9 protein-coding genes are annotated in these 12,283 nt (G+C 63.9%); 1 reads left to right on the top strand and 8 read right to left on the bottom strand.

Features of this window, described 5'->3' with window-relative positions; all coding sequences use genetic code 11:
- Positions 1-20: 20 nt before the first annotated feature.
- The 6 genes from AC1DJH_RS20855 to tal form a co-directional block, all read right to left on the bottom strand.
- Positions 21-1,331 (bottom strand): ABC transporter substrate-binding protein, encoded by a 1,311-nt coding sequence (locus AC1DJH_RS20855; RefSeq protein WP_478187013.1) that lies wholly within the window; start codon positions 1,329-1,331, stop codon positions 21-23.
- A gap of 445 nt (positions 1,332-1,776) precedes the next feature.
- Entirely contained in the window at positions 1,777-2,331 is a 555-nt protein-coding gene (locus tag AC1DJH_RS20850; protein ID WP_478187012.1) for a hypothetical protein, read from the bottom strand.
- Positions 2,318-4,480, bottom strand: a complete 2,163-nt coding sequence (locus AC1DJH_RS20845; RefSeq protein ID WP_478187011.1) for a hypothetical protein — start codon at positions 4,478-4,480, stop codon at positions 2,318-2,320. The genes AC1DJH_RS20850 and AC1DJH_RS20845 overlap by 14 nt, the downstream gene beginning before the upstream one ends.
- A 12-nt stretch (positions 4,481-4,492) precedes the next feature.
- The gene (locus AC1DJH_RS20840) at positions 4,493-6,949 is read right to left on the bottom strand and encodes a type VI secretion system Vgr family protein (RefSeq protein WP_478187010.1); all 2,457 of its coding nucleotides are present in this window, start codon (positions 6,947-6,949) and stop codon (positions 4,493-4,495) included.
- Positions 6,950-7,157: 208 nt separating this feature from the next.
- The gene (gene pgi, locus AC1DJH_RS20835; protein ID WP_478187009.1) at positions 7,158-8,714 is read right to left on the bottom strand and encodes a glucose-6-phosphate isomerase; all 1,557 of its coding nucleotides are present in this window, start codon (positions 8,712-8,714) and stop codon (positions 7,158-7,160) included.
- A 2-nt stretch (positions 8,715-8,716) separates the two neighbouring features.
- Positions 8,717-9,676, bottom strand: a complete 960-nt coding sequence (tal, locus tag AC1DJH_RS20830; protein WP_478187008.1) for a transaldolase — start codon at positions 9,674-9,676, stop codon at positions 8,717-8,719.
- Positions 9,677-9,946: 270 nt separating this feature from the next.
- On the opposite strand from tal, the gene AC1DJH_RS20825 reads away from it, so the two are divergent.
- A complete protein-coding gene (locus AC1DJH_RS20825; RefSeq protein WP_478187007.1) occupies positions 9,947-10,615 on the top strand; it encodes a lipocalin family protein in 669 nt (222 codons plus the stop codon).
- On the opposite strand, the gene AC1DJH_RS20820 is transcribed toward AC1DJH_RS20825, so the two are convergent.
- Both AC1DJH_RS20820 and AC1DJH_RS20815 read right to left on the bottom strand, forming a co-directional pair.
- Positions 10,561-11,223 carry an HAD family hydrolase gene (locus tag AC1DJH_RS20820; RefSeq protein WP_478187006.1) on the bottom strand — a complete coding sequence of 221 codons (663 nt, stop codon included), beginning with the start codon at positions 11,221-11,223 and terminating at the stop codon, positions 10,561-10,563. The two genes, AC1DJH_RS20825 and AC1DJH_RS20820, sit on opposite strands and share 55 nt — an antisense overlap.
- Positions 11,224-11,235: 12 nt before the next feature.
- A complete protein-coding gene (locus AC1DJH_RS20815) occupies positions 11,236-12,279 on the bottom strand; it encodes an ABC transporter ATP-binding protein (protein WP_478187005.1) in 1,044 nt (347 codons plus the stop codon).
- Positions 12,280-12,283 lie beyond the last annotated feature (4 nt).

The raw sequence follows: 12,283 nt of genomic DNA, 5'->3' as shown, positions 1-12,283 counted from the left end.
GGAGAGGGGAAGGGACCGGGTTACTTGTAGTAACCGGCCTTCTTCATCTCACGCTCGGCCGCGGTCTGCGAGGTCTTCAGCGCCTGGTCGACCGTGACCTTGCCCGACAGCGCCGCGCTCATCTGCTGACCCACCGCCACGCCGATGGCCTGGAACTCCGGAATGGCCGCGTACTGCACGCCGACGTACGGCGACTTGGGCAGCGTGCTGTCCGTCAGGTTGGCGCTGTCGATGGCCTTCTTCTCGGCTTCGGCGAACTTGGCGACCTTCTGGAACTCGGGGTTCGCGTAGGTCGACTTGCGCGTGCCGGTCGGCACCGAGGCCCAGCCGGTCTCCTTGGCCACGAGGTTGATGTAGTCCTTGGAGGTGGCCCACTTGATGAACTTCTGCGCGGCCTCGTCCTTGGTCGAGCTGGCCGGAATGGCGAGGTTCCACGACCACAGCCAGTTGGCGCCCTTGGGCGTGCTGGCGGTCGGTGCCTGCGTGAACGCCACCTTGTCGGCCACCTTTGACTGCTTCGGATCGCTGACGAACGAGGCCGCGATGGTCGCGTCGACCCAGGCCGCGCACTTGCCTTCATTGAAGAGCGCGAGGTTCTCGTTGAAGCTGTTGGCCGACGCGCCCGGAGGGCCGTCCTTCTTCATCATGTCGACGTAGAAGGTGATCGCGTCCTTCCAGGCCTTGGTGTCGATCTGCGGCTTCCATTGCATGTCGAACCACTGGCCGCCGTTGGTGTTGACCAGCGTGGTCAGGAAGGCCATGTTGTCGCCCCAGCCCGGCTTGCCGCGCAGGCACATGCCGTAGACGCCGCCCTTCGGGTCGTTCGCCTTGTCGGCGAATTCCTTGACCTGGGTCCAGGTGGGCTGCTCGGGGAGCTTGATACCCAGCTTGTCGGCCAGGTCCTTGCGGTACATGAGCATCGAGCTCTCGCCGTAGAACGGCGCGGCGTACAGCTTGCCGTCGGTCGACAGGCCGTTGCGGATGGCGGGCAGCAGGTCGTCGATGTCGTAGGCCGCATCGGTGGCGATGGGCTTGAGCCAGCCCTTCTTCGACCAGATCGGGGTTTCGTACAGGCCGATGGTCATCACGTCGAACTGGCCGCCCTTGGTGGCGATGTCGGTGGTCACGCGCTGGCGCAACGTGCCTTCTTCGAGCGTGACCCACTTCAGCTTGATGTCGGGGTTGGCTTTCTCGAAGAAGGGGGTGAGCTTCTGCATCTCGATCATGTGGCCGTTGTTCACGGTCGCGATCACGAGTTCGGTGGCGGCCTGGGACACGACGCCCGTGCCGATGAGTGCGAGGACGAGGCCCGCTTTCAGAAAACGCTTCATGTTGTCTCCTAGAGGTGAGCGACGCCCTCCTGTTGTCGGGTCGCCGTGAGGGGATTCTGGAGAAACGCCGTTGCGGCTTTGGTACTTCGACGGACAGCAATGGTACTTTCATGCACCACTTGACTGGGATATTCCCTAGCTACTGCAATACAGCATGCATGTTGCGGGTCCAAAGGCCATAGCCGGCTGCCCAGTAGCCGGCGGTGGAACTGCGCGGCCTCCTTGTCGTGCGGCTTCGACGCACCGAGCTGCGCGAAACGAACGCGGGTTTTGCGCAACATGCCCTCTGCAAACCTCACCGGGGCGTCGGTCGTTCGTCTCTTTGCCCAACGCCAAAGGACAGTCAGCACCTCGCACGCGAAGTCGGCACTGGCTTTGCTGCTTTACTCGTGACGGTCGAGGCTCCCGGTGGTCGGAGAAACGCTATATCTCAGGGCCCGCACACCTACCGTACGGCGTCCAGTGTTTTCGCGAAGCGGGCTCGTTCTTCTAGCGGAAAGCACTCAGCAACGATCTTCCTAGCCTGCCAAGTAGATTGAATAGCTGTTGCGCATTCAAAAGGGAACCCGTGGGCTGAGCCTTGAGCGCCATATTCGATTTCTTCATACGCAATCATCCAATTTTTGTACCTGATTTTCATTGGATTTACGTAACGTCTGGCTACTTGGTCAACAAATGGCGGCTGAAGTAATTTCGTTTGCACTTGGACAAATCGGGGCCCAAGTCTCAGTCCGGCTACCGACGCGACAGATTCAGCATTTTTCCCCGTTGCAATCGCCACTTCGCGCCGGTCGAGTTTGCTCGCATAAACAGATGCCGGCTCCGGACTCAAGTACCGCTCAATCATGACCGATCTGGAAACTTCGCAAACAGTCCGACTGATTCCTTCGATCGAAACTGCTGTAGAAATCGGACACTCAAGAACAGGTGCAGCTGCACTGGCCACGCGCGCAATGACGATGAGCAAAAAGCAAAAACACACCCTGTCAGATCGATTCATTCAGGCGACTCCAAATACTGGCAAATACAGTTTGTCGTTCGCTATCGTGCAAAGGAATTTTATTTGCGCTACCGCGATTGACGATCCCTCCTACACGCGTCACGTCTACTGGTGCACTGCCAGCATCTGCTGCATTATTTGCTCGCTCGCGCGCCCAATAGAATCCAGAAGCGTCACATGCATTGAAATCATTTGAAGCCAACAGCGATGGATTGGGGTCGCTAGTGAAATTGCGACCACGAAAAAGACCGTAGCTCGTGTAGTTGCGTCGCCCTGTAATCTGAAGAAAACCACGCCCTCGGAATCTTGGACCGTCTCCCGTCTGCCCACCCGCCGCCGAACCTGCCAGTCCGTTGTCCATTCCCTGAGCTTTCACCATAACGGCACCAGGCCTGCGTGCCGCATACGCTTGCTCGCTCTCATTTACTTTGACCAGCTTGAGGCGCTGAGCGAGTCCAGATCGATAATCCGCCGCCGCTTCGGCTGTGGTAATTACTTCGTACATGGTTCGGAAATATTTCTCATCGCCGAGCTCCTCTCGAAACTGCCACCAGCCAGTTTCATGACCGACTTGTGCGAGAAAGTGCGCTGTTCTCAGTCGACTCCCGGCCACACCATATTTGAGCAGCATCGTATTCATGGGGAAGCGCAGTACCTCTGCGCGAGTCCGCCCTGTTGTTGGTGCGGCACTGAGCGCTCTTGAAAGCTCCGCGGCACTTAGCCACCCGCACATCCTGAAATGCGCGATGAACTCCCTGGGATGAAAATGCCAGTGCTTGATCGTCAGGCGGCTTTTGTCTTCAGCAGGCAGGTCCTCCCAGAAGCAAAGCTTCTGCGCGAAGTCCGCCATTTCCGTGAAGTCGGTTTCGTCTTCCAGCGGATACGGCATCGAGGGATTTCCGGTCTCCCTCGTCCATGCCCAGCGCTTGCGCACTTCATCTTTGGCCCATTCGGTCGGAAACTTGCAAATGGTCTTGGCCAATTTCTCCTGCACATCGGACTTGCACAGGTTCTGCATGCGATCAGCGGCCTTCTGCGCTGGCGTGAGGACCGTTGTGGCCCCGGTTTGAGGTGGCGAGGTCAGCATCGCGTTGATCGCGGCCGAGTCGCAGCGGCTGTTGTCGTCGGTCACGTCATCGTCGATCAGCTTCCAGCCTGCCCACTGCGGGAAATCGGCGTCGCTGAATTTCTTGGTGTTCGGGGCATTCAAATTGACCCAGACCCCTCCCGGCTGGCCCGGCAACACCACCTTGCGCCAGTGAGCTGCGTTTGCGGGCAGAGGGTCGCTGCCCAGGTTGTGGCCGAAGCGCAGCAGTTCGTACCAGCCGCTGGGACTGCTGGTGAGCCGGTCGGCTGTGCTCAGACGGCCATGGCGTGCATTCGCTTCGGTGTAGAGGTCGTATTCGGCATCGGTTTCTCTCGGCGCCGTCCCGACGATCTGGCCGTCGAGCTTGCAAGTGGCCAAAGTGGTGCTGCCTGCTTCATGCCGAATGCCGACGATTAGGTCGTCATTGCCACTGTCCCCGGCGGCCGCGGGCATGGCAGCACCGCTGGGTTGAGCGCTGTAGAACAGGCTCTTGGCGGGGACCAGCACGTACATCTGGCCATAGACCGCATCGATGCGGCCGTTGCCGCTGACCGCCAACTCACCACTGCTACGGCCTACGAGCTTGAGGGTATCGGCATCGCCCGCGATGATTTCCAGATGAATGCGGTCGCTCTCGCCGTGGATGGTGCCGGCCAGCCCGAGTTTGTCCTTGCGGTAGATGGCCCTGCCGACGGCGGGCAGGTCGCGGTCCAATTGCCGGAGATGCTGGGTAATGGAGTAGTAGGTGACAGCAACGGGCGTCGTGCCCTGCGCGCCGATCTCGGTCACGTGGCGGATCACCACGCAACCCGTGGAATGGTCCTGGTTGTCGTAGCGCGCGTTGCCTGCGTCGCGCCTGAAGACGACCGTGCCGTCGGCAATGGCGCGCACGGGCTCCATGGAAGTCGGCGCGTGGATGTGAAGCCCGCCGTGCCAGCCCATGGCCTGACTGACGGGGTAGGCACCGCTGCCGACGATTCCACCTGGCATGACGTTCCTCACGCACTGCCCGTCATAGACCGGGATGTTGCTCAACGAGAGAAAGGGAGGGCTGATGATCATGTGCGTCAGGCTTCAGACAGAGAAATGGAACTTGCCGTGTTTCTTCGGCAGCACGTGAGGCACATCAAGGGAAGTAACGGCCACCGGCAAGCTGTCCGGCCCCGCGAAACTGTGCGCGGCAGCGTGCTCTCGCCACACCCCGGTAGTGCCATGCACGATGCCCGAGGCATCCCATCGGGTGTAGCTGCCCCCCCCGTTGATCAGGATCTCTTCCTTGGCGGTGATGCTGATCCTGTGGGCCTCCAGCCTGATGTCGAGCTTGGCCATCAGCTTGATGCTGTCCTGCAGCGCCACGATGTCGATGCCCGCGGTGGCCGCCGTCAGCCGGATGGCCTTGCAGGCAAACAGACGAATCGCGTCCTGCACGCTGGCCAACAGGCTCTTGCCCGCGCTGATGCTGGTATGCCCGCCACTGCTCAGCGCGTTGTGCGTGACGCTGGCAATGTGCGTCGCCGTGCCTGCGCTACTGTGGATGCCCACCGGGCTGGCAAGCACGAGGTGGGGTTCGTCGAGCTCCGGGAACTGCGCTTGCGCCGAGCTGGCGCGCTTGCCCCTTACCGCGTCGTTGTGTTCCTTTAGAACCTTCGTGACAGCATCCTGATCGCCAACTTCGTGCGCCTTGGCCTGCTGCGCCAATCCGCTCATGCCTTTGTGCAGATCGCGCGCCTGCGTGAGCCTGACGATGGTTTCCCCCATGTCGGTGACATGCGCGTGCGCGTTGGGCCTGGCTTGCGTGGTGACCAACAAGCCTTGCGCGGCGCGGATCGCACCGTGGCCGTCGGTGCGCAGTTCGAGGCCTTGGCCGCGGTCGTCCTTGCGGCCGGTCGTGTCTTCGATACGCCCGATGTGCCCCAGGCTCAAGCTGCTGCTCAGGTGGTCGCTCTTGAGCTGCGCCTGGATCTTGCCGGGATGGTCGTCCAGTTCGAGATGGTTGCCGCGGACACTCTGGCCTTGTCCATCGGCACTCAGTTCACGGCTGCGAAAACCCGAGAGGTGCTTTTGCCCGGGCAGTTGCCTGGGCGGCATGTTCAGCCGGTTGTAGACGCGCCCGGTGACGATGGGGCGATCAGGGTCCCCGTTCTCGAAGTCGACGATCACCTCCTGGCCGATGCGCGGCACATGCATGGCGCCGAAGTTGGTGCCGGCCCAAGAGGAGGCCACACGGATCCAGCAGGAAGAATTTTCGTCCTTCGTGCAGTAGCGGTTCCAGTGGAAGCTGACCTTGATGCGGCCGTATTCGTCGGTCCAGATGTCCTGGCCGCTCGGGCCGGTGACGATGGCCGTCTGCGGCCCGGCGGTGCTCGGCTTGGGTTGCGACTGCGGTGAGCGAAAGATCTTGCTGGCGGGTTGGACTTCGAAGTCTGCGTAGCACACGTAGCCGTCCTGGCCGCTGGCATGCGCGCTTTCGTGCAGGCGCAAGGTGCTGGCGATGACCAAGTACTCGAGGTTCGCCGCATCCTGCGGGTAGTTGATCAGAGAGAAGGTGCATCCTGTGACGACCGCACGCAGGTTCCCGCTTCCCCGGCCGCGGCTGCCAGGGGCGCCGGTCGCTTCCATGCGCGTGCGCGCCAGGTCGCGGCCTTCATCAGGATCGCTGTAATCACCCGGCCACTTGTACAACTCATAGGTGTTGTTGCCCGTGTTGCGCGGCATCTTGGATATCTGCCGAAGCCTGGCACGCGGCTTGGTGAAGTCGAAATCGTCGGTGACCCATTGGCTAGATTCGAGGCTCTCGCTGCTGCAGAACTCGTTGCAGTGCTCTTCGTCGACCTGGTGCCCTGGCGGGTAGTAGCTGATGACCCTGTAGGCCCCGCTCTCGAAGGTTTTGTGTGCCCCCACGTCGTCCACCAACACCAGCCGGTGAGCAGCATCCTTGTGCTCGAAGAAATAGTAGATACCGAACTCCTGCATCAGCCGCGTGATGAACTCGAAGTCCGTCTCGCCGTACTGCACCTGGAACACGCGCTGCGGGTAGCGATGGGTGACCCGCTTTTCAGTGGGAAAGCTGTAGTCGGCCAGCACCTCTTCGATGATCTCCAGCGGCGTCTTGTTCTGGAAAATCCTGTAGTCACTGGTGTGGGTGGCCAGGATCAACCATGGGCGCAGAACGATCTCGTAGATGCCGCGGCGGTTCTCGTGCTGCACGAACCGGGCGCTGGTGACGAGGCCGTTGATTTCGCGGATGCCTGCGCCCGTTCGGGCCGCTACACCGAAGCCCTTGCCGTCGAGCTCGATGCAAACACCGAGCTCCTTGCCGATGAGTTGCTTGACCGGAACATTGGCCGTGACGTACTCGGTGAGTGCCGGGCTGTCGGGCGTCTGCAGCCGGACGGTGTATTCGAAGAGTTCGCCCAACGACTCGTGACCGTCGAGCGATTTGAATTCCAGCGCGGGGTTGCCCAGCAGGCTGGGCATTGCAACGCTGTCGACGGAGATTGTTCGTGAGCTGGTGAAGATGGAAGAAGGCACGCACAGACCTTGACGAGTGATCGTCCAAGAAGTCTCAGGGGTGCGTGGGCTGCACCATTGCAAACAATGGTCGCCCGGCCTCCATCTCCGAACAAAGCCAAAAACAGTGAGAAGTAATTTGCAGAATCCGCGCACCGCGGCGCGGTCGGGCCGTCTCGCTCACATGGCTTCTGCGCGGCGCGCCGGCGTCGGCGCCCGCTGCAAATCGCTACCGCGAGCTCAGGCGCCGCAGCAATCCCGCCGTCGAGGCGTCCAGGCCCGTGATGTCGCCCGAGGCGAGGCGCGGCTCGATGTCTTTCGCGAGCACCTTGCCCAGCTCCACGCCCCACTGGTCGAAGCTGTTGATGCCCCACAGCGCACCGCTGGTGAACACGCGGTGCTCGTACATCGCGAGGAAGGCGCCCAGGGATTCGGGCGTGAGCTTCTCGAACACGAAGAACGTGCTCGGCCGGTTGCCCGGAAAGTTCTTGTGGCCGCCCGCGTCGAGCTTGCCCACCATCAAGGCCTGCGCCTGCGCGAGCGCATTGGCCAGCAGCTTGGGGTGGTGCCCTTCGAGGTCGTGCGCCGCGTCGCGCACCGCCACGAATTCGAGCGGAATCACGTCGGTGCCCTGGTGCAGCATCTGGAAGTACGCATGCTGGCCGTTGGTGCCGGGCTCGCCCCACAGCACGGGCGACGTGCCGAAGGCCACCGGCTTGCCGCTCGCGTCGACCTGCTTGCCGTTGCTTTCCATCTCCAGCTGCTGCAGGTAGGCCGGCAGGCGCTTCAGGGCGCTGTGGTACGGCGCGATGCCGCGGCTCGTGAACTTGTGGAAGTTGCGGTACCAGACGTCGAGCAGGCCCAGGCGCACCGGCAGGTTCTGTGCGAGCGGTGCGGTACGGAAGTGCTCGTCCATCGCATGCGCACCGGCCAGCAGCCGGCGAAAGCCCTCGGGGCCGATGGCCAGCGCGATCGGCAGGCCGATGGCCGACCACAGCGAATAGCGCCCGCCCACCCAGTCCCAAAAGCCGAAGGTGGTGTCAATGCCGAACTTGTTCGCTGCTTCCACGTTCGTGGTGAGTGCCGCGAAATGCCCGGCGATGTCCGTCCCGCCCGACTGCTCGTACCAGCGCTTGGCCGAGAGCGCGTTGGTCATCGTCTCGGTCGTTGTGAAGGTCTTCGAGGCAATGAGGAACAGCGTGTGCTCCGGTGCCAGGCCCTTCAGCACGCCGGCCAGCTCATGCCCGTCGACGTTCGAGACGAAATGAAAGCGCTTGCCCGGTGCGGCGAACTCGGCCAGCGCCAGCACCGCCATCTGCGGGCCGAGGTCGGAGCCGCCGATGCCGATGTTGACCACGTCGGTGATCGTGTGGTCGCCGCGAACCTTCTCGGCATAGGCGAGCATGGCGTCGAGCGTGGCGTGCACCTCGCGCAGCTCGTTCGCCGTCTTGGCGCCGGTCGGCGCATCGGCCGGCGCGCGCAGCAGCGTGTGCAGCACGGCGCGGTCTTCGGTGTTGTTGATGTGCTCGCCCGCGAACATGGCGTCGCGGTGCGCCTCGAGGCCGCATTCGCGCGCCAGCGTGAGCAGCAGCTCCTCGGTGCGCACGTCGATCAGGTTCTTCGACAGGTCGGCGAAGACATAAGGCGCCTCCTGGCTGAAGCGCGCGAAGCGCCCGGCGTCGTCGACGAAGGCGTGGCGCACGTCGAACTGGCGCCCGGCGACGTCGAAACTGGATTGCAGCTGCGCCCAGGCCGGCGCGCGATCGCAGCGTAGGGTCATGGCCATGTTTACTTGCCGCTTTCCTGCATGAGCTTTTCGAGCTTCACGGCGTCGGCCGCGAACGCGCGAATGCCTTCTGCCAGCTTTTCCGTGGCCATGGCGTCTTCGTTGAGCGCGAAGCGGAAGCCCGCCTCGTCGTAGCTCACCTTCTTGGCATCGCCCTGGGTTGCAGCAGCCTTGGCGTCGAGCGCGTGTTCGAGCGGCTCGTTGCTTGCGGCCAGCTCGGCCAGCAGCTCGGGGCTGATGGTCAGCAGGTCGCAGCCGGCCAGCGCCTGGATCTGGCCCACATTGCGAAAGCTCGCGCCCATGACTTCGGTCTTGATGCCGTGCTGCTTGTAGTAGTTGAAGATTTCGCGCACCGACTTCACGCCGGGGTCGTTGGCCCCCGCGTTGGCGGCCTCGTCCCACTTGGCGCCGGCCGACTTCTTGTACCAGTCGTAGATGCGGCCCACGAAGGGCGAAATGAGCTGCACGCCCGCGGCGCCGCATGCCACGGCCTGCGCGAAGGAGAACAGCAGCGTGAGGTTGGTGTGGATGCCGCGCTTTTGCAGTTCGCGCGCGGCCTCGATGCCCTCCCAGGTGGAGGCCACCTTGATGAGCAGGCGCTTCTCGGTGTCGATGCCTTCGGCCTTGTAGAGCGCCACGATGCGCTCGCCGCGGGCGACGGTGGCGGCCGTGTCGAAGGACAGGCGGGCGTCGACTTCGGTGGACACGCGGCCCGGAATGATCTGAAGGATTTCAGTGCCGAAGTTGACCAGCAGGCGGTCGATGACCTCGTCCAGCGGCTTGTCGGCGTGCTTCTTCACGGTTTCGTCCAGCAGGGGCCGGTATTCGGGCTTCTGCACGGCCTTCAGGATGAGCGACGGGTTGGTGGTCGCATCCTGCGGCTTGGAAACGCTGAGCTGCTTGAAGTCACCGGTGTCTGCGACGACGGTGGTCCACTGGCGGAGGGCATCGAGTTGGTTCATGAAATCATTATCCTGTGCGGGTGGTGACAAGTCCTGCACGCAGTTGCGCGTCGGCCTATGTTTTCATGCGCACCGTAGCACGGGTTTTCGCGCGGTTCCATCAACCTGATGCCTGTGGGGTTGTACGTCCGCCTGCGGCTTGCACAGTGCGTCGTTTCCAGCCTCCCGGCCCTACATCGGCTGTGGTCCGTGACTGACGGCCAGGCGCCCACCCTGGGGCTACCCTTCGGAACAAGCCGAACGTTTTCATCCCCTTCAGGAGTGCCCCCAATGACCCAACGCCCTCGCCCCGCCACGCCCGTCGCCCGGCCTTTCGACGACCGCCGCACCAGCCACGCGATCGGCGTCATGGCCACGGCCTTCGTCGTGGGCGGCGTGGCCACCTGGCTGGCTCTGGGCGCGGCTCGCACCGCACGCGCCCAGCCCGCAGGCCCGGCCGACGGTGCGCCGCTCATGAGGGCGCCGCTGCAGGTGGTTGCACCGGTCGACCTGCAGCGCTATGCCGGTATCTGGCACGAGCAGGCCCGCCTGCCCAACCGGTTCCAGAAGCAATGTGCCGGCCCGGTCACGGCCGAGTACACGCCGCAACCCGATGGCACTGTGCAGGTGCGCAACCGCTGCGTGCGGCAGGACGGCAATTTCGACGAAACCATCGGCTCCGCCCGCGTGGTGCCGGTGGCGGGCCAGCCCGGGGCGGGCCGTCTGGAGGTGCGCTTCGCCCCTTCGTGGCTCAGCTGGCTGCCGCTGGTGTGGGGCGACTACTGGATCCTGAAGCTGGACCGCGACTACCAGGTCTCGCTGGTCGGCACGCCCAACCGCGAGTACCTGTGGGTGCTGTCGCGTGCGCCGCGCCTGGACGCCGCCGTGCTCGAAGCCGAGCTGGACTACGCCCGCAGCCTGGGGTTCGACACCGACAAGGTGGTGTTGACCGGCAGGTAACGCTGCAGCTGCGACGGCAGCATGGCCGGCGCGGTGCAATGGATGGCGTGCCAGCCGAAGGCACGCGCCATCTCGACGTTGGCGGCCGAATCGTCGATGAACACCGTTTCTTCAGGGTCGAGGCCATGGCGCATGGCCAGCACCTCGTAGATCTCGCGCTCGGGCTTGAGAAATTTGACATCTCCCGAGAACACCCCGCCGTCGAACCGGCGCATGAAAGCGTGCCGGCGCTCGATGGCTCGGGCATACGGCGCGGGCATGTTCGACAGGTAGTACAGCCGCAGCGACTGGCCCGCCTCCCTGTGGGCGATCAGCTGCTCGAGCATCTCGACCGTGACGCCGATGGGCTCCAGCCGCTCGCCCAGCCCTTCCAGCATCGCGTGCAGCGGTGCGGTCGGCAACGACAGGCGGGCAGCCATGCGGGCGATGGCGTCGTCCAGCGTGCGGGTGCCGCAGTCGAAGCTGGTCCAGTCGTCGTGATGGAACAGCGCACGCCCCAACGCGGCCGCGGCGGCCTCAGTCGGCGCGTGTTGCGGGAGATGGGTCTGTACCAGGCGGGTGGGCTCCCATGCGAACAGCACGGCACCCAGATCGAAAACCACGTTCATGGCGCCATTGTTTCATGCGCCCGGCACCACGCTCACGCCATGGGCTCCGAGGGACAGCGTCGTCTGCGCGCCAGCCGCCAGCGGGCGGGCCAGGTCGCTCGACACCACGAAGACCGGCCCCAGGGTGGTGTCGAAGCCGTATTCGTAGAAGCTGCCGAGGTACGCCGCCTTGCGCAAGGTCGCCGGCAAGCCGTCGATCGCGCCGATCTGCCAGGCCTCCGGACGCACCGCGACCTTCACCGTGCCAGGGGACACCGCATAGCGCGGCTGCAGCCGCAACGGACCCAGCACCACGCTGCCGTCGGCCTGGGCCGTGGCGGGAAACACCATCGCCTCGCCCATGAAGCCGGCGACGAACTCGCTCTCGGGACGCCCGTAGAGCTGCTCCGGCGTGCCGCGCTGGGCGATCACGCCGTGGTCCATCACGATGATCTGGTCGCTCACGGCCAGCGCCTCGCTCTGGTCGTGCGTGACGTAGGCCACCGTGAGCTTCAGCCGCTGCTGCAGCATGCGGATTTCTTCCCGCATTTCGCGCCGCAGCCGCGCGTCAAGGTTGGACAGCGGCTCGTCGAACAGCAGCACCGCCGGCTCCAGCACCAGCGCGCGCGCCAGGGCCACGCGCTGCTGCTGCCCGCCCGACAGCTCGCTGGGCAGCCGCTCGTCGAAGCCGACCAAGCCCACGCCGCGCAACGCCTCGCGGGCGCGCGCGGTGGCCTCGTCCTTCTTCACGCTGCTCATGCGCAGGCCGTAGCTCACGTTCTCGATCACGTTCATGTGCGGGAACAGCGCGTAGCTCTGGAACATCATGCTGACATTGCGCTCGGCGGGGCCGAGCGTGGTGACGTCGCGCCCGCCCATGAAGATCGAGCCCGAGGTGGGGGATTCGAGCCCCGCGATCATGCGCAGCGTGGTCGTCTTGCCGCAGCCCGAAGGCCCGAGGATGGTGGTGAGCGTGCCCACGGGCACCTCGAAGCTGATGCCCTTGACGGCCAGCGGCGCGTTCCTGTCGGTGCCGTAGCGCTTGGTGACGTTGCGGAATTCGATGCCGTTGCTCATGTGT

It is taken from the genome of Variovorax sp. 10N412, from assembly GCF_056394985.1.
Note: the sequence above shows the minus strand (reverse complement) of the source record. Positions and strands in the feature narration are given on the sequence as shown.

What these genes read in the sequence shown, in the direction of transcription:
- AC1DJH_RS20855 (WP_478187013.1), bottom strand. Translation starts at nt 1,331, where the DNA reads ATGAAGCGTTTTCTGAAAGCGGGCCTCGTCCTCGCACTCATCGGCACG.
- AC1DJH_RS20850 (WP_478187012.1), bottom strand. Translation starts at nt 2,331, where the DNA reads ATGAATCGATCTGACAGGGTGTGTTTTTGCTTTTTGCTCATCGTCATT.
- AC1DJH_RS20845 (WP_478187011.1), bottom strand. Translation starts at nt 4,480, where the DNA reads ATGATCATCAGCCCTCCCTTTCTCTCGTTGAGCAACATCCCGGTCTAT.
- pgi (WP_478187009.1), bottom strand. Translation starts at nt 8,714, where the DNA reads ATGGCCATGACCCTACGCTGCGATCGCGCGCCGGCCTGGGCGCAGCTG.
- tal (WP_478187008.1), bottom strand. Translation starts at nt 9,676, where the DNA reads ATGAACCAACTCGATGCCCTCCGCCAGTGGACCACCGTCGTCGCAGAC.
- AC1DJH_RS20825 (WP_478187007.1), top strand. Translation starts at nt 9,947, where the DNA reads ATGACCCAACGCCCTCGCCCCGCCACGCCCGTCGCCCGGCCTTTCGAC.
- AC1DJH_RS20820 (WP_478187006.1), bottom strand. Translation starts at nt 11,223, where the DNA reads ATGAACGTGGTTTTCGATCTGGGTGCCGTGCTGTTCGCATGGGAGCCC.
- AC1DJH_RS20815 (WP_478187005.1), bottom strand. Translation starts at nt 12,279, where the DNA reads ATGAGCAACGGCATCGAATTCCGCAACGTCACCAAGCGCTACGGCACC.